We start from the raw sequence: 17,591 nt of genomic DNA on the forward strand, positions 1-17,591 counted from the left end.
AGCCCGCTTGAATGCGGATATAATCAATTCGTAGCATGCAGGAAACCTGCCCGAAACAGCATCTGGGATACAAAGTAACTACACAGCGGAGATCAGTCCGATCAGGCCGCGCCCATACCTCACACGCTGGGAGTTACACATGACTGCTGTATCCCGCACCACCCCCGCGACAGGATCCACCTCCCCGACGACACCCTCCGTTGGGTCGGGTCACTCCGTCGCCTCCGTCCTCGACTCGATCGGGTTCACCCGCGCTCAGTTCTGGATCTTCCTTCTGATCCTGGCCGGGGAGTTCTTCAACACCCTCGAGCAGAACTCCGTCGGCGCGATGGCTACAAACATCAAGGCCTCATTGCAGATCGGCGATGTTCAACTCACCGCGATCAACACAGCTACCGTCGTCGGCGGCCTGATCGGTCGCGTGCTGGCAGGCTTTCTCGCCGATCGTTACGGTCGCAGGTTCTCACTCAGCCTCAACCTTCTCATCTACACGCTCGGCGGGCTCCTGAGCGCTCTCTCGTTCAATTACGACATGCTGCTGGTCAGCCGCCTCACCGTAGGTATCGGCATCGGCGGCGAGTTCATGATCGGCATCGTCATGATCTCCGAGATGGTGTCCACCCGCTTCCGTGGCACCGCTATCGGAGCGATCAATGTGGGGGCCGGCGGCCTCGGCAACTTCATCTCATACGGCCTGTTCCTCCTGTTGCTCGGTCCCCTCGCGATTCCGCTCGGAGGAGACGACACCGTCTGGCGCTGGTCGTTCGTGATCCTGGCCGTGCCCGCCCTACTAGTGGTGTTCTATCGCAGGCGACTGCCCGAGACCCCGCGCTTCCTGCTCTCGAAGGGTCGCGTCGACGAGGCGAACCGCTCGCTGGCGATCATCGCCTCGAACTCGCTCAAGCCCTCCGGCGCACGTCCCCCGGTCGAGCTCACGCCGGAGGACCTGCCGCCCGCTCAGATGCACTCCAACCCGGCCGTCCTGTTTCGCCGTCCTGTTCTGCGACGCACTGTCGCTCTCGGCGTCGCCTCGTGGATGGCCTTCGGATCACAGGTCACGTTGAACTTCCTTATGCCGACCCTGCTCGTCGAGCGCGGCTACTCCGTCTCGGAGAGCCTGCTGTACACGATGATCATGAACATAGGCTCACTCCTGGGAGCTACCGCCGCAGCTCTAATCGCAGGCAAGGTAGGCCGTCGCCCTGTTGTCACCACTGCAGGGGTGCTCGGATGCGTCACCGCCCTCTCGTTCGCCGCGTTCGGCAACGCGACGGGATCGATTCTCGTACTGGGAGCCTTGTTCCAATTCTTCACGATGGTCACGAACACGACCCTCGCCACATGGACCGCCGAGGTCTTCCCGACCGCCATCCGGGCATCCGGCGCATCGATCGTGAACGGAATCGGCAACATCGCCGGTGCAGTGATGCCCTTCCTCGCCGTCGCCCTCTACGGCTCGTTCGCCTTCGCAGGGGTCTTCGGACTCGCTGCAGTCATGTACGCGGTACTGGTACTCGCAGCCCGCTTTGCACCGGAGACGCGGGGTCGCACGCTCGAGGACGTCAACGAGAACGCCTTCGCGGCAGAAAGCACCACGCAAACGGCCGACACGAAGTAACCGAATCCACCCGAATCACCGACCATCCGAACCACCAACCCCTCCCGGAGGAACCCCATGGACCAACTCAACATCTCGGCCACCGCCAACGGCCTGAACTACCTGCCCGAGTACGTCGCGGACGTCGGCGGACTTTTCGCAGCGAACGATCTCTCGGTCACAGCTACCGCCTGCGACCCGTGGACGGGTGTGCTCGATGACCTCGAGTCTGGCGCTGCCGATCTGGCCCTTGGCGGGCTCTGGGTTCCCGGCATGTACGCCGGCATGGATCGCCGCCTCACTGTCGTCGGTCAGCTGAACCACGCCTTCCCCATGACGATCGTCGCCCGCGAGGCTGAAGCTCCGATCTCGCTCGACTGGCTCGCTGGCCGCGTCGTTCTCGCTCCGGGAGCCGGCGGCAGTGCACCGTTCGAATTCACCGCAGGCCTCATCCGCGAGGCAGGGCTCGACGTGGCCGCGACCCGGTGGGTGCGCGACCTGTCCACCGCCATGCTCATCGACCTCTACGAGGGCGGCCTCGGCGACGCGATCATCCTCGACCTGTTGTCGGCGAAGGAACTCGTCGCCGCGGGCCACGGCACGATCGTGTTCCAGCACCTCGATGCAGGCGTGATGCCGAACAGCGTCTACTACTGCCTCACCGAGCGCGTCGAGGAGCTCAGCGACCGCACTGCCCGATTCATGGATGCGATCGCCACGGCCATGGACACGATCACTGCAGGTACGGCGACCGACGCCATCGAGACGGTGTTGACCCAGCGCTTCGGTGACCGTGATCGTGGCCTCCTGCGCGAGGCCGCGGCGGAAATGGCTCTCGGCGGCGTGTGGGACACCACCGTCATCGACCCGGACGCATCTGATCGCTGGATGCGGATCCTCGCCGAAGCCGGCCTCATCGTTCGGGCGCCGTCCCTCGCCGAGCTCACGGGAGCTCGCCCCGTCGGCGCCTCCTCGTGACGCTCGTCCTCGGTGCCGACCAGCTCGCGGAGCTGGTTGGCACCGTCGACGTTCTCGGGGCGGTTGAGGCGATCTTCGCCGACCTCGGCACGGGCTCTATGCGGCAGCCCGCGCCCACAACCCTGGCGGCTGCCGGGGGCGGCAACGCATCCGGCGGAGATGCCATCCTGCTGCCGATGGTTGCCAGATCAGACAGGCTCGGCCTCGCCGCGGTGAAGTTGATGGCCGATATCCCCGAGAATGCGGGCCGGAATCTTCCGACCCAGCGCTCGACCATCATGGTCACCTCCGTAGAGACAGGCGAGTGCATCGCAGTTCTCGACGGCGCGATCATCACCCGGATGCGCACAGCGGCGGCGTCCGCGGTCGCCACCCGTCATCTCGCACGTCCTGAAAGCCGCGTACTCGGCCTCATCGGCGCGGGCAATCTCGCGATCGAACATGTTCGCGCACTCCGGGCGACAACAGGGATCGACGAGATCGTGGTCTGGTCTCGCTCGGCCGCAACCATCGAGCGTTTCAGAGTCGCGCTCGACTCGGGCCTTCGAAGCATGACGGTCGCCGCAGACCCCCGCTCCGTCGTCGAGAACTGCGATGTGCTGTGCACGTTGACACCATCGGTCGAGCCGATCATCGAGGGCGACTGGCTGCATCCCGGCCAGCACGTCAACGCGGTGGGCGCGCGACCACGGCCGACGCATCGTGAACTCGACGGCGCGGCAATCGCTCGAGGAACCCTGATCGTCGACAGCGCGGCCACGGCCCTGGCGAAGTCTGGCGACCTGCTGCAAGCGATCGCCGACGGAGCGGTGCCCGCTGACGCGTCGCTGCGCGAACTCGGCGCCGTCATCGCCGGCATCGAACCTGGCAGAGTCAGTGATGACGAGATCACCGTCTTCAACTCCGTCGGGCTCGCCGCGCAAGACCTCGCGGTCGCCGCCGAAGTGATCGAGCTGGCGCGACATCGCGGTTGTGGCACCGAGATCGCGATCTCGGCCGCGCCCTCGTTCGGGTGGAACCGCCCGGCGGTGAACGCATGATGCGCATCGCGGTCGTCAACTGCAACACCACGGAGTCGATGACAGAGACGGCCGCAGCGCGGGCCCGCCTGGCCGTCGGGCCCGACACGACCGTGGTCGCCATCACCCCGTCTTGGGGTGTCGCATCCGCCGAGGGCTGGTACGACAGCTTCATCAGCGCGGCCGCAGTTCTGCACACGCTCGAGCGCCTCCCCTCTGATATCGGCGGGATCGTGATGGCGGGGTTCGGCGAGCACGGCCGCGAGGGCGCCAGAGAGCTGCTCGACATTCCTGTGGTCGACATCACCGAGGCATCCGCCCATCTAGCCATGCTGCTCGGTCGCCGATACGGCGTCGTCACCACGGTTCGCCGAGCTGTAGGTCAGATCGAAGACAGCCTCATGAGTGCCGGATTGCTCGGCCACTGCGCCGCGATCGAGGACACGGGTCTCGGTGTTCTCGAGATCGATGCCGACCCCTTGGCAACAGCGGACGCGTTTGTGGCGGCGGGTGAACGTGCCATCGCACGAGGCGCCGAGGTCATCTGTCTCGGCTGCGCAGGCATGGCGGGCCTCGAGGAGCACGTCCGTGATCGACTGCCTGTTCCCGTGATCGACGGGGTCGCAGCTGCGGCCGCCCTGGTTGAGACCCTCATCCGGCAACGCCTCACCACAAGCAAGCTCGACAGTTACGCCCGACCCCTCGCCAAGGCACGTCGATGGCCCGGTGCCGACGGCTGAGAGTGTTAGATAGGAGCGTCGCCTATCGAAGGGAGTTCCACATGACCGTTCTGGCCCCCGAGGACTCTCTTGCCGAACAGACATACCGAACGCTCCGTCGCAACGTCATTCTGGGCCACTACCCTCAGGGATCGCGACTGGTGGAATCGGCGCTGGCGTCCGAGCTCGATGTATCCCGCCTGCCGATCCGGGAGGCGCTTCCGCAGCTCGAGAACGAGGGGTTCGTGCGCTCGCTTCCCCGCCGCAGCTCGCGCGTTATGCTCTGGACCGTCGCCGATGTCACCGAACTCTATGACGCCCGGCTGAGCCTCGAAACGCTCGCCGCTCGACTGGCCGCACGCGCGGTCGCAGCGGGAGCCTCGCTCGATCCGTTACAGGCGGCGATCGACGCCGAGCACCGCGCGCTCGACAGCCAGGACTGGTTGGAGGCGGCCGAAGCCTCGACGGTGGTGCACGAAGCGATCGTCGAGATCGGAGGCAGCACGCTTCTGACCTCCCTCATGCGCGGCATCTCCGGTCGCACTACCTGGCTCTCGTACCTCACCTCGAGCCGGGATCAGCATGTGCAGTGGGCCGGACATCACGGTCTCCTCGACGCCATCCGCACCGGCAACGACCGACTGGCCGAGTCGATCGCCTTCGCGCACATCGAGCAAGGACGCGAGCCGTCTCTCGCGATCCTCGCAAAGGCGTAACCGCGCCTGGCCAGCGATACGCCGTCGACCGGGTCAGACGAGGTCTATTCGCAGAGTCGATGGCGTCAGGGTCGAGCCGGAGAGCAGGATTCTGGTGCCGGGAATATCGTCGTTTCCGCCGACGTAGCCGAACACCTCGCCCTCGTCGAAGTCGGGACGCACATCGTCGAAGCCCGCGGCCTCGATCGTGGCGCCAAAACCCGAGCCTGCGAGCTCGGCGGCACTTCTTCGAAGCCACCAGCCCGCTCTGTCGTCTGAGCCAGAGAGCGGTTCGGCCCCGCTCACCGTGAGCTCACCGTCGAAGACGAGCTCGACGGCGTAGCGGGTGGCCACTCCCTCGAAGCCGACGTCGATGCTCACGCCGTGGTCATCGACGGTGGCGGTCACGATCGTCGTGAGCGACATGGCATCGATCGAACGGTTCTCGAAATCCATCGATGCGAAATAGCGCCCCTCGGACACAGGCTCGGACAGGTCACGTGGCGACCCCGCACCAAGTGGCTCGTAGTAGCCGGACCGGCGCGTCTCACTGAGAACCGCCCCGTTCTCGATCCGCTCCAGGCGCTGCGGGCGGACGCAGCCCATCGAGAAGAAGGTCGGGGCGAGCCGAACGGAACGGAGAACGGCGCCACCGCGACGGGCCCTCACCAGGGTCGCCGAATTGGCAAGCCCTGAAGCGATGCGCCCGGTGCGCGAGAAGTCGCTGCCGGCGAAGAGCGACGCCGATACCGGTCCTCGGCGCACGCGCAGGAGTCTGCTCTCAGGGTAGAAGGCATCCTCGGCACAGGGCGATCCAACAGCGACCGGCAGGTGCCGAGCCAGCGCGGGATGCCGAAGGATCTCGGCGAGGTGTCGCCCGGGGTGTCGCAGGCCTCTCGAGACGATCCCCGAAGCCAGCGCGGCCAATCTGCCGTCGTCGTGCTCGATCGCCAGCTGGCGCAGCGGAGAAAGGAACAGTTCGACGTCGTAGGCGAGCCGCTGATCCTGCCTGCGGGAGTGCACGTTCTCGACCTCGCCGTCGTCTTCGACGAGCCCCGTATAGGCGAGAAGATTGCGCAAGACCACGTCGCGTAACTCCGGGCGGTCGAGGTTGCGTGCGATGTTCAGGAGGCTCGGGTTCGTGACCTCGGCGGCATAGATTCCGCTTCGTTCCGAATAGAGCCCGTCGGCGTCGATGTCGATGCCCTCCGCCAGCCAGAGTTCGGCTCGAGCGCGCACCCTGTCGTCGGGCCAGAGAGAATTGAGGCCAGCGAGGGCGCTCGCCACCTCCCAGCGATGGTTGGGCGTGTGCACGCCTCCCGTGGCCAGAGCCGGGGCCGCGCGAAGCGCGATGTCTTCGAGCTGCCGCCGGATGCCCGACCATCGGTCCCTTTCGGGGTCATCGGCCCCGTCGACCAGCGACACGGCCGAACAGAGGTCGTTGATCGTGAACGCGGTGTCGGGCGGCGAGTCGAGGTTTCCCTCGCTCGAGAACAACCCACCGTCACCCTGCATGCCCGCGAGGGCATATACGAAACGTTCTGACGCCTCTAGCCACGATGACAGGCGCCCCGCGCCGTGCGCGATGTCTGTCGCGAGGAGGACGAGGACGGCACGCATCAGCTCACGATGCCCCCACGTCGCCACCTCGTCTGCCCCGGTCGTCGTCAATTCGGCAGCCTGGTCGAAGGCTCCTTGGAGCAGAGCCGATACAAAGTCCTGGTCGATCAGCGCCTCGTCCTCTCCGAGAATCCGCAGAAGGCTCGTGCTCGTCGTGTTCGCGCTCATGCGTTCTGGGCCTTTCGGATGCGGAGTGTGACGACCTCGAAGGGTCTCAATTCGAGGAGGAACCCGCCGTCGGGTTGGGCGGGAACTGCTGCGCCATCGGCTCGTGGACGTTCGAGGAGATCGACGATCGCGCACGACTCCGTAGCGAAGCCCGCCTCGATCCTGACACTCGATCGCCGCCCCTCGCTCTCGTACAGCCGCACGATCACATCGCCCGACGCATCTGCCGCCAGTTTCACCGTCTCGGCGATGACCGACGTCACCGTGCTTCCGGCCGGTGCGACTGCAGCGATGAGTCGGGATGGAACCCGGGCTCCACGCACGACGCGAGTCGGCGCATCCGCCGCTCGCCCGGCCCTGATCGCGTCGGCGATATCAGGGGCCACCGTGAGGGTGCTGGTGATGATGTGGTCGCCTTGATCCGCCTCGGGGTCGGGGAAGGTCGGCGCGCGCAGGAGGGACTGACGCACCACGGTGACGACGCGGCCATCGTCGACCTGGCGCGTGACATCGTGACCGTAGAGTCCGTCGTTGGCTATGGCGGCGCCGAATCCCGGCTCACCGACGTGAACCCAGCGGTGGGCGCAGACCTCGTAGCGGGCGGCATCCCATGACGTGTTCGTGTGAACGGGGCGACTCACGTGGCCGAACTGCGTCTCGTAGGCGGCTGCGGGCGCGTGCAGATCGAGTGGGAAGGCGAGCTTCAAGAGCTTGCGACGCTCGTGCCAGTCGATCTCCGAGCGAATGCGCACCGTCGGCGCGTCACCGTCGAGCTCGATGCGCTGCACGACACTGCTCGAGCCGAACTGTCGTCGAACGATCACGGCGTCGCCGTCGCGCACGGCAGTTCCCTCGATGAGATCGTGGGAACTGGCGCGGTACGAGGCGTCGAGATCCCAGGCGTCCCACTGGTTCGGTTCGTCTCGGTGCAGCTGCAGAAGATTCGCCCGTCGACCGTCGGCGATCAGATCGCGCCCGGTGACCTTGTCGCTCATGCGACTGATCGTGCCGTCGGCCTCGACCACGACCACGACCACGTCGTTCTCGAGTACGAACGAACCGGCTCCGCTGTGAGCGGGGGCGCTAGCGCTTCCCGTCATTGCCGATACCTGAGCCGCGTCTTCTTCGACGACGCGTGCCGCGCGCGCGCGGATGCCCCGCACGGTGACCGGCGAGGCGTTCAGCGCGATCGCCACCTCGCCCTCGCCGGTGAGGTGCCGCAGCGCGGTCGCGATGATCTTCTCGAGCCGTTCGGTGGTCTCGGCGTGGCTCGCCTCGGCCTCACGGTGAACCCAGGCGATGGCCGTTCCGGGCAGGATGTCGTGGAACTGCAGCAGCAGAACGGCCCGCCACAGCTCATCGAGCTCGGCGCCGGGGTAGGGCGCCCCCGTGAGCACCGTGGCCGCGGAAGCCCAGGTCTCCGCCTCGGCGAGCAACCGCTCGTTGCGACGGTTGCCGCGCTTGGTTCGGGCCTGGGAGGTGAAGATGCCGCGGTGGAACTCGAGGTACATCTCGCCCGACCAGACGGGTGGGTCGACATACTCAGCCTCGGCCTCGGTGAAGAACTCGCGCGCGGTGGCGAAGCGCAGCTTCGGCGATCCCTCGAGGTCGCCCTGCAGCCGGCCGGCCGCCATCATGTCGCGGGTGGGCCCGCCGCCGCCGTCGCCGTAGCCGAACGGCATCAGCGAGGTGCTTGCCATGCCGTGGTCGCTGAAGTTGCGGTTGTCGCGTGCCAGCTCAGTAGGGCGCATGTCGCCGCTGTAGGTGTTCACCGGCGGAAAGTGCGTGAAGATGCGCGAGCCGTCTATGCCCTCCCAGACGAAGGAGTGGTGCGGCATCGCATTGGTCTCGTTCCAACTCATCTTCTGAGTGAAGAACCAACGCAGGCCGGCCTGTCGAAGCAGCTGCGGCAGCGCACCGGAATACCCGAACGAGTCCGGAAGCCAGCCCACGTCAGCGGCTTGGCCGAACTCCTCGATAAAGAACCGGCCCCCCTCGAGGAGCTGACGTGCAAGCGACTCTCCGCTCGGCATCGTGACGTCGGACTCGACCCACATGTTTCCCACTGGAACGAAGCGCCCCTCGCTCACCCGAGCGGCGAGACGAGAGAACAGCTCTGGATCGGCGGCCTTCACCCAGGCGTACTGCTGAGCCGACGAGCACGTGAAGTTGAGTTCGGGATCACGATCCATGAGGTCGAGCACGTTCGAGAACGTGCGGATGCACTTCCGCACGGTTTCGCGGGTCGGCCACAGCCACGCGGAGTCGATATGCGCGTGCCCGGTCGCGACGATCCGATGGGCGGAGTGAGCAGCGGGCGCCGCAAGGACGGGCTCGAGGACGGCCCGACCCGCCGACACACTGCCACCGAGGTCGTCGGGATCGAGGGCGTCGAGCGCAGCGCCGAGGGCGAGGAGGATGCGGAGTCGACGCGGATCGGAGTCGGCGAGTTCGGCCATCAACCCCCTGAGCACCCTCAGCTCGAGCTCGAACGACTCGAGTTCTACGTCGATCAGTCGCAACTCCAACCGGCCCAGCGTGTATAGCTCACCCGCCGGCGCAGTGCTGCGGTCACCGAAGGGGGTCGGGGCGAAGGCCCGCTGGCTCTTGAAGTCGTCGCCGCCCGAGAGATCGGGATTGGAGGCGGCTTCGACATAGAACTCGAACGTCTCCCCCGGCAGCGCATCGAGGGGCACGTGGTGGTTGCGCGGCTCCAGTCCTTTGACCGCACGGCCGGCGGGGGTGCGCACGAGTCCCTCGCACTGGAATCCCGGTTTCGACTGAGAGAACCCGAGATCGAGGGAGAGTTCGATTCGGTAGCGACCGCCCTGCGTCTGCCACCGTTCGGGCACCGTTCCCGTGATGTGCAGCCAGGTCGTGCCCCACGGCTCGCCCCACCGGGTTCCGCTGGCCATCGGCGTGAAGTCCGCGTCGCGCGCTGCCGAGAACGGCACCGGTTCGCCCGCGACCGTCCAGGCTCCGGCAGCGACCGGCACGGACTCGTGGACGATGGCCGTGGGCAGGTATTCGCCGAGAAAGCGATCCACCCGTGCGGCGGACTTGTCTTGATCGAGGTGCATGAACGTCAGTCGCGGAGGCCCGTGTTGATGTCGGAACTGGTGATGTATTTCTGAAACACCAGATAGAGGAGTACGAGCGGAATCATCGAGATGACAGAAGCGGCCAAGAGGATGGCCCAATCGATGTTCTCCGACCCGAGCAGGGTGCGCAGCGCGATCTGCAGCGTGAAATTCTTCGGGTCGCTCAGAATGATGAGCGGGAAGATGTAGTCGTTCCACCGCCACTGGAACGAGATGATCGCCAGCGTCAGCATGATCGGCTTTGCGAGGGGCAGCATGATGCGGAAGAAGATCGACAGCTCGTTCGCGCCATCGATTCTGGCCGCGTCGAGCAGCTCGTCGGGCACCGTGATGAAGAACTGCCTGAACATGAATACCCCGGTGGGCGTCAGGATCGAGGGCAGGATGACGCCGATGAGCGAGTTGTAGAAGCCCAGGTCACGCACCACGGAGAAGGTCGGGCTCAGGATGACCTCGCCGGGCAGCATGGTCATCGACAGAATGCACAGAGCGAACACGGAGAGCCACGGAGCGCGGTACTTCGCGAGCGCATACCCCGCGGTCGCGCAGAAGAAGACGGTGAGAGCTGTCGTGAGGGTGGCCACGACGATCGTGTTTCCGAAGTAGCGCACGAAGTCGATGCGCTCCCACGCACGCATATACCCGTCGACCGTCCACTCTCGAGGCAGGAAGGAGAGCGGATAGGTGAAGAGCTCGCCGCCTCCCTTGAAGGAGGAGAGCAGGAACCACAGGAGCGGAAAAGCCATGAGGATGGCGAGCACCCAGAGCATGGTGGTCGGCAGGATGGACCGACGGATCTCGCCGGACTTCTTGCGCATGACAGCTCGGGGTGATCGACGGAATCGTGAAGCTGTCGCCTGGGGCATCGTCTCGGTCGCCATTAGCGAGTGGCCTTCCTGTTGATCGCGATCTGGATGAGTGCGATGACCATCAGAATGACGAGAAGCACCATCGACGCCGCGCTGGCGTAGCCCACATTCGATTGGGCGAAGCCCGTCTGGTAGATGTACTGCACGATGAGCTGGTTCGAGGTACCCGGGCCACCGTTGTTCAGGGCCTGGATCATGGCGAACTCCTTCATCTGACCCAGCGTCGACAGAAGGATCACCAGAACAGATGTGGGGGCGATTCCGGGGAGCGTGATTGACACGAAGCGCTGCCAGCCGTTGGCCCCGTCGAGTTCAGCGGCCTCGTAATACGACTTCGGCACGTTGTTCAGAGCGGCGATGAAGAGAAGCATGTTGAACGCCGCTCCGGCCCACGCTGAGGCCACGATGACCACCATCAGCGACAGGTTGGGGTCTGACGACCAGGGCACCGCGCCGCCACCGAGTGAGGTGATCACGTAGTTCACGAACCCGAAGTTCTCGCCGAACATCCAGCGCCAGATAACACCGGTGACGATCGGCGACACCAGCCAGGGCAGGAAGAAGATGATGCGGGCCGCCGTCTTTCCTCGCGCCCGCAGGTTGGTGAGGGCGACTGCGAGGGATAGCGACAGTGCGTATCCGAGTGGCACGGAGAAGACGGTATAGATGAGCGTGCGACCGAGCGCTGCGTAGAACGTGGGATCGCTGGCCAGCTTGGTGTAGTTGTCGAGGCCGATGAAGGTCATCGGCCCGAAACCCTTGTACGAGGTGAACGAGTATGTGAGGCCGAGCACACCCGGCCAGATGAAGAAGAGCGCCATGAGGATGATCACCCCGGCCGACAACACGAGAGGCGTCAGGCGATAACGCCGCTTCGCTCGGCGACGGCGAGGCTGCACCGTGCCGGTACTCACGTCGCCCGGCTCATCCTGGGCCTCTGCACCAACGACGCTGCGCATCGTGCTGGTCATGTTCTCTCCTCGGGTGGGGTGTACGGATGGCTCACGAATGCGACGTGCGACGCACGACCGCGGCCGGGTTCCGGTGCGCCGTGGGGACGGCGCACCGGAACCGTTTCTCAGCCGAGGGCTGCCTTGGTGGCCTTGGTGATCGCGTCGATCGTCTGGTCGATCGTCTGCTCACCGCTGAGATACTTGATGGTCTCGTCCTTCAGCGGCTCGACCTCGAGGCTCTTGCCCTCGTACCCCTGGCGCAGCTGATCTGTTGTCTGCACCGCGGACACGTCCGGTGAGGCCGCGATCTCCGCGTTGTACAGCGCGAATGCGTCGGCATTCTTCGGGTACGAGACATTCAGTCCGCTCACCGATGGCAGGCATCCCGCGATTTCGCAGTACGCGGTGTAGTTCTCAGGCTGGTACAGCCACGAGATGAACTTCGTCGTCGCCTCGTCTTTTCCTCGCCCGCTGAAACCGACGATCCACGATGCGGCGCCGTAGTTCGTCGCCTTGACCGGCTGCTGCGGAGTCGGAACGGAGGCCCAGGCGAAGTCGGTGATGTTGGCCTGGAAGTCCGCGATCTGCCACACGCCGGAGTAGTACGCGGCGACCTGTCCGCTCTTGAAGGTAGCGCTTGCGTCGTCGCCGGCTGTCCAGACCGACTTCGGCATGAAGCCGTCGTCGTTCATCGACTTGAAGTACTCGAGGGCGGTCTTGCCCTCATCATCGATAGAGAAGTCGTCGCCGTCCTGAACGACGCCCTGGCTGCCGAACTCGTAGAGGAACGAACGCAGGCGGTGGGCCGAGGCATCCATCGTGAGCCCGTACTGGGCACCCGCTCCGGCCTGGACCTGCTTGGCCTTGGCCACGAATTCGTCCCACGTCCACGTCTGACTCTCGTCGGTCGGGTAGCTCACTCCGGCCTTGTCCCACAGGTCTTTGTTGATGAACATGCCCACCGAGGTGAGGCTGGAGGGAAGAGCCTTCACCTTCTTGTCGGCCGGGTCCTCGACGGTCAGGGTGGGAAGCACATTGGCATCCTTGGAGATGCTCGTGAGGTCGAGCAGCTGGTCCTTCCACAGCGGGTCGACGTTTGCCGCCGCGGCGATGTTGGGAAGGTCGTCCGCCTGGGCGCTGTTGCGCAGACGCGTGGTGAGGTCGTCTCCCGGAACGTCGACGATCTCGACCTTGGTGCCGGTCTCCTCGAAGTACTTGTCGGCCATCTTCTGGTAGCCGCCGCCCTGAGTCGCGTCGCCCGAAAGCACGAACTTGAGGGGGGCCGAGTCGTCACTCGCACTGGAGCACGCGGTCATGGATGCCAGCAGCGCACCGAACGCGACAACTGTCGCAGCGACGCGAATTCTGTGATTCACAAGGAGCCTTTCATGGGGCGGGTGAGGGCGAAGCGCTGTAATTCATCGCTTCTCAGTTGATCTTTTGTATCAGTGCAAGGGTTATCTGGTCAACGACCAAAAGCACGCGAGTCCGCGAACTTCTTCGGCTTGAAACAGGCGTTTACACACATGAAACATTTGTTCTCACCTGTAAGGGCGTGATCTTCAGGAAGCTTGCAGTGAACGGAAGAGCGTGCTTTATTATCACTATGAGGCAATGATGCAGCCGATCGCCTCGCGAAAGGATGGACCTCCTCACCCGCTACTGACGAACGAAGAGAACCGGAGAGTCGTGCTTTCAGGCGCCCAACCACCCCGCCACCCGTCGTCGAACCCGAATGCGGGTGGTGACGAGGTGTCGCTCTCGGTCGTCGGGATCGATGTCGGTGGAACGAAGACCCACATCCGCGCCATCGACTCATCGGACTCCACGAGCGAGATCGTCGTGCCCTCCGCAGAGTGGAGACGCGGCTCACTCTTCTCTGATGACGACAATTTCGTTCGGCTCAGCGCGACCGTGCGCTCGCTCGGCTCTGTCACCCGAGACACGGTCATCGTCGCCGGCGTGCACGGATGCGACACCGACGAGCAGATCATGCTGGCCGAGGCCAGGCTCGGATCCCTTTTGGACGCCGAGGTGACCGTCGTCAACGACGCCCTGCTGTTGCACCACGCCACGACCATCCGACCGACAATCGAAATGATCGTCGGGACCGGCGCGGTGATCAGTGGAACGACCGCGGCCGGCACCCGTGTGACGGTCGACGGCTATGGCTGGCCCCTCGGCGACAAGGGGAGTTCTCACGATCTCGTCTCTGCGGCCCTGCGCGCCACCCTCGCCGCCGCAGACAGGGGCGAAGTCGATCAAGACTCCTTGTTCAGCGCGATGCTCGGCGCCTTTCGCGCCCGCGGTGCAGCAGAACTGGCGGAACAGGCGTCATCGGGCGCCAGCGGAGCGGCCTGGGGGCGGCACGCATCCATCGTCTTCGATCAGGCGGCAGCCGGCTCCCCCGCGGCGGCGGCGATCATCGACCGTGCCGCACTCGCCCTCGCCGAGGGTGCAGCACACGTGATCAGAAGAGGCGCCATCGGTCGCACCGTGGTGGCCGGCGGTGGCGTGATCGTCAATCAGCCGAGCTACGAGGCCGCGGTCCGCGCTCACCTCGAGCGGATTCTGCCGGGTGTAGATCTCCTGGTCGTTCGCACCCCTCCCGTGCAGGGCGCGGTGCAGTGGGCCGGCGAACGACGAGCCGCGCTCGCCGAGCGATCGGTGCTCGAGTCATGAGTTCCGCTTCTCTCGCTCGCCCGCTCACCTCGCTGAGGGTCTGCGTCGCCTCAGACGCCGAGGCCGCGGCAGAACTGGCGGCCACTCGCATCCTGGCCCTTCTCAGAGAAAAGCCGACGGCATCACTCGGCGTCGCCACCGGCTCTACGCCCTCGCCCGTCTATCGCGCCCTCGCACGGGCCATGCGGTCGACGCCCCTCGACCTCTCGCGGGCGAGAGCCTTCGCCCTGGACGAATACGTAGGCATCGACCCCCGCCTGCCCCAGAGCTACCGCAGTGTCATCGACGCAGAGGTGACCGAACCGCTCGGATTCGACCGCCGTCTCGTCTCCGTGCCCGATGGTTCGGCCACCGATCTCGCCGCGGCCGCCAGCGCCTACGAGGCAAGCATCGACTCGATAGGCGGTGTCGACCTGCAGATTCTCGGCATCGGCCACAACGGCCACATCGGATTCAACGAGCCCGGCTCCGCACACGACTCGCTGACCCGTGTCGTAGACCTGGCCGAGGAGACCCGAGAAGCGAACGCACGGTTCTTCGACGGCGACGTCGACCTCGTGCCGCGCCAGGCCATGACCCAGGGAATCGGCACGATTCTCAAGGCTCGTTCGATCGTGCTGCTCGCATTCGGCTCCGGCAAGGCCGAGGCAGTCGCCCAAGCACTCGAGGGCCCGATCGACCAGGCCAGTCCCGCGTCCGCGCTCCGGCGGCACGCCGACGTCACCATACTTCTAGACAAGGCCGCAGCGTCGTCGCTGAGCTGAGACCGCCGATACCGGGCCCGCTGTCGAAAGAAGAGATCGATGAACATGAAGAAGCGAACAGCAACGACCCGGGTCGTCACGCAGATCAACCGAACGGCGATTCTCGATTGCCTCGAAGAGAACGGGCCCCTCTCTCGCAAACAGATCGGTGCAAAGACCGGGCTGAGCCCGGCCACGGTCGAACGGCTCAGCGCGGCGATGCTCGCCGAAGGCATTCTGGCTCATGAGGGCATGCAGCAGTCCTCGGGCGGACGCCCATCCAACCTTCTTCGAGCCGCCGGCGAATCGCGAGTGATCGCGGCAATCGAGGTGCGGCGCGACTCGGCTCACGGGCTCCTGCGCGACTTCGGCCGCAAGACCGTCACCACCGAGGTCGTCGAATTCGACGAAGATCCGGCCACCGGCGCCGTTTCCGCCTCCACCCGGCTCGCAGGCACTCTCGCCCTGACGCAGAGACTCGTCGAGGCGGCCACGAGCGAAAAACGCGAGCTGATGGGGATCGGCATCTCTGTGCCCGGCATCGTGCACGACGGGCGGGTGATGAACACGGCTGAACTGGGCTGGCGCGACATCGCGCTCGCCTCGATCGTCGCGAGCGCGACCGACCTTCCCGTGCACGTCGAGAACGATGCCAACTGCATCGCCTTCGGCGAGTGGGCCCTCGGAGCGGGCAGGGGAACCCAGAGTGTGGCGTCCTACCTCCTCGGAGAGGGTGTCGGCGCTGGCATCGTGAACAACGGAGAGATCTACCGGGGGTTCCGCTCCGCTGCCGGCGAGGTCGGCTTCCTCTTCACCGAGCGCGGCGCCCTCGCTCGTTATTTCACCGACCAGGGAGACCTCGAATCGAGAATCGCGGGCGTCGCAAGCAGCCACGGTCAGGTGCGATTGGCGGCGCCAGAGGCGATGCAGAGGCTCCTCGACGATGCGGCCGACAAGATCCCCTCGGCAAAAGACGCCGCCGACGAGCTGTTCGACCTGCTCGCCTTCTCGTGCGGAGCGCTCGCGACCGTGCTCGACCCCGAGGTCATCATTCTCGCCGGACATCTCGCTCGGCATCCGGCTTTCGCGATTCGCGAGATCTCGGCTCGTCTCGTGGGACGCATCCCGTTTCCTCCGCGCCTCGTGGCGGGAACTCTCGGAGATGACGGAGCGCTCCTGGGTGTGGCGGAGATCATCACGAGACAGGTAAGAGGGTCAACCTATCTTGCGTGATTCGACCGTCAGGACGCCGTTCTCCTCCGTGCGAATCGGCATCCTGCTCGCCTATTTCTTCAATGGTCTCGCCCTGTCGTCGTGGATGGTCCGGCTTCCGGGAATCCGCGAGGGTCTCGACCTCTCGGTTTCCGAGGTCAGCCTGTTTCTGAGCGCCGGAGCCATCGGAACGCTGGTGATGGTGACCTTCGCCGGTGCAGCCGTCATGCGCTTCGGCCCGCTTCTGACCTACCAGATGGCCACCGGCGCTTTTGTGCTGGCGTACCTGCTGCTCGGCCTCTCCATGGATGTCGGCGGACTGCCCATCCTGCTTCTTGCGAACGTGCTGCACGGCGCCGCATTCGCCCTCACGAACGTGCCGCAATCGATCCTGGCAGCGGCGAACGAGCGATCCGTGGGGCGCACGATTCTGCCTCAGTTCCACGCCGGCTACTCGATCGGCTCGGCCGTGGGCGCCGCCACAGGAGGCGCCGCGGCGGCGCTCGGCGTGACTGTTCTTCCACAGCTCTTCGGACTCGCGGTCGTGGCCGTCATCATTCGCCAACTGGTGGCCCGGCTCGTGCGCCCGCTTGCACTCGAGGTGCAACAGAATCATGTGGCCGCAGCGCAAGCGCTTCCCATCGCCAAGGGCGCGTCGCTGCGCGTCTGGGGAGAGTCGCAGACACTGCTGCTCGGAGTGATCGTCTTCGCAGCCGCGCTCTCGGAGGGCACGGCGAACAACTGGGCGGCCCTCTCCGTGGTCGATGCCTTCAGCGCGCCCGAGAGCGAGGGCGCCATCGCGCTGACCGCGTTCCTCATCGCGCAGACCGTGGTGCGCCTCATCGGAGGGCCGGCGATTGACCGCCTCGGCCGACTGACGATGCTCCGGCTCTCCGGCGCCGTCTCCGTTCTGGGCCTCGGCATCTTCGCACTGGCGCCCTCGCTGCCCCTGGCCATCTGCGGGATGGCCTTGTGGGGCGCAGGGTCGGCCCTGAACGTGCCCATCGGAATCGCGCTCGCCGCCGCCGACCCTCTACGAGGGCCCGCCAAGGTCGCCGCGGTAACGTCGCTGTCGTCGATAGCGAACATCGTCGGCCCGCCGGCGGTCGGAGCTCTGGGCGAACGGATAGACATCCGGCTCGCCATGGCGTCGATCATCGCCGTCATAGCCGCGGCTGTCTCGGTTTCCGGTCGCGCCGTGCGGTCGCTGCCTCGGCCCTGAACCACTCCCCCGC

Annotated in this window: 14 protein-coding genes; 9 read left to right on the forward strand and 5 right to left on the reverse strand. The window is 65.6% G+C overall.

What is annotated here, in order from left to right; all coding sequences use genetic code 11:
• Positions 1-139 precede the first annotated feature (139 nt).
• The 5 genes from B9Y86_RS15955 to B9Y86_RS15975 are packed head-to-tail and all read left to right on the forward strand — an operon-like array spanning position 140 to position 5,029.
• Positions 140-1,618, forward strand: coding sequence for an MFS transporter (locus tag B9Y86_RS15955; RefSeq protein ID WP_085487942.1), 1,479 nt, complete (start codon positions 140-142; stop codon positions 1,616-1,618).
• A 57-nt stretch (positions 1,619-1,675) separates the two neighbouring features.
• Positions 1,676-2,575 carry an ABC transporter substrate-binding protein gene (locus B9Y86_RS15960; RefSeq protein WP_085487945.1) on the forward strand — a complete coding sequence of 300 codons (900 nt, stop codon included), beginning with the start codon at positions 1,676-1,678 and terminating at the stop codon, positions 2,573-2,575.
• Positions 2,572-3,615, forward strand: a complete 1,044-nt coding sequence (locus B9Y86_RS15965; RefSeq protein ID WP_085487947.1) for an ornithine cyclodeaminase family protein — start codon at positions 2,572-2,574, stop codon at positions 3,613-3,615. The genes B9Y86_RS15960 and B9Y86_RS15965 overlap by 4 nt, the downstream gene beginning before the upstream one ends.
• On the forward strand, positions 3,612-4,334 hold the full coding sequence (locus B9Y86_RS15970; RefSeq protein ID WP_244894799.1) for an aspartate/glutamate racemase family protein: 723 nt from the start codon (positions 3,612-3,614) through the stop codon (positions 4,332-4,334). The genes B9Y86_RS15965 and B9Y86_RS15970 overlap by 4 nt, the downstream gene beginning before the upstream one ends.
• A gap of 41 nt (positions 4,335-4,375) precedes the next feature.
• Positions 4,376-5,029: a GntR family transcriptional regulator gene (locus B9Y86_RS15975; RefSeq protein WP_176223398.1), complete on the forward strand. Its 654-nt coding sequence runs from the start codon at positions 4,376-4,378 to the stop codon at positions 5,027-5,029.
• Between the two features lie 33 nt (positions 5,030-5,062).
• Here the strand turns inward: B9Y86_RS15975 and B9Y86_RS15980 are convergent, their stop codons facing one another.
• From B9Y86_RS15980 to B9Y86_RS16000, 5 genes are all read right to left on the reverse strand, one after another.
• Positions 5,063-6,796, reverse strand: coding sequence for a hypothetical protein (locus B9Y86_RS15980; RefSeq protein ID WP_085487951.1), 1,734 nt, complete (start codon positions 6,794-6,796; stop codon positions 5,063-5,065).
• A complete protein-coding gene (locus tag B9Y86_RS15985; RefSeq protein WP_085487953.1) occupies positions 6,793-9,876 on the reverse strand; it encodes an alpha-mannosidase in 3,084 nt (1,027 codons plus the stop codon). Before B9Y86_RS15985 ends, B9Y86_RS15980 begins: the two co-directional genes overlap by 4 nt.
• Positions 9,877-9,881: 5 nt before the next feature.
• Positions 9,882-10,715, reverse strand: a complete 834-nt coding sequence (locus tag B9Y86_RS15990) for a carbohydrate ABC transporter permease (protein ID WP_228515941.1) — start codon at positions 10,713-10,715, stop codon at positions 9,882-9,884.
• A 62-nt stretch (positions 10,716-10,777) separates the two neighbouring features.
• Positions 10,778-11,737 carry a carbohydrate ABC transporter permease gene (locus B9Y86_RS15995; RefSeq protein ID WP_085487955.1) on the reverse strand — a complete coding sequence of 320 codons (960 nt, stop codon included), beginning with the start codon at positions 11,735-11,737 and terminating at the stop codon, positions 10,778-10,780.
• A 107-nt stretch (positions 11,738-11,844) separates the two neighbouring features.
• Complete coding sequence (locus tag B9Y86_RS16000; protein WP_244894800.1) at positions 11,845-13,095, reverse strand: ABC transporter substrate-binding protein; 1,251 nt, start codon at positions 13,093-13,095, stop codon at positions 11,845-11,847.
• Positions 13,096-13,408: 313 nt separating this feature from the next.
• Here B9Y86_RS16000 and B9Y86_RS16005 point away from each other — a divergent pair, with 313 nt between their 5' ends.
• Genes B9Y86_RS16005 through B9Y86_RS16020 form a run of 4 tightly spaced genes read left to right on the forward strand, consistent with a single transcriptional unit; the run spans position 13,409 to position 17,578 of the window.
• A complete protein-coding gene (locus B9Y86_RS16005; RefSeq protein WP_176223399.1) occupies positions 13,409-14,401 on the forward strand; it encodes a BadF/BadG/BcrA/BcrD ATPase family protein in 993 nt (330 codons plus the stop codon).
• Complete coding sequence (locus B9Y86_RS16010) at positions 14,398-15,165, forward strand: glucosamine-6-phosphate deaminase (RefSeq protein WP_176223400.1); 768 nt, start codon at positions 14,398-14,400, stop codon at positions 15,163-15,165. The genes B9Y86_RS16005 and B9Y86_RS16010 overlap by 4 nt, the downstream gene beginning before the upstream one ends.
• A gap of 45 nt (positions 15,166-15,210) precedes the next feature.
• Positions 15,211-16,377 carry an ROK family transcriptional regulator gene (locus B9Y86_RS16015; protein WP_176223401.1) on the forward strand — a complete coding sequence of 389 codons (1,167 nt, stop codon included), beginning with the start codon at positions 15,211-15,213 and terminating at the stop codon, positions 16,375-16,377.
• A 28-nt stretch (positions 16,378-16,405) separates the two neighbouring features.
• On the forward strand, positions 16,406-17,578 hold the full coding sequence (locus tag B9Y86_RS16020; RefSeq protein WP_085487961.1) for an MFS transporter: 1,173 nt from the start codon (positions 16,406-16,408) through the stop codon (positions 17,576-17,578).
• Positions 17,579-17,591: the final 13 nt, after the last annotated feature.

The organism is Agreia pratensis, assembly GCF_900177685.1.
GTDB classification, from domain to species: domain Bacteria; phylum Actinomycetota; class Actinomycetes; order Actinomycetales; family Microbacteriaceae; genus Agreia; species Agreia pratensis.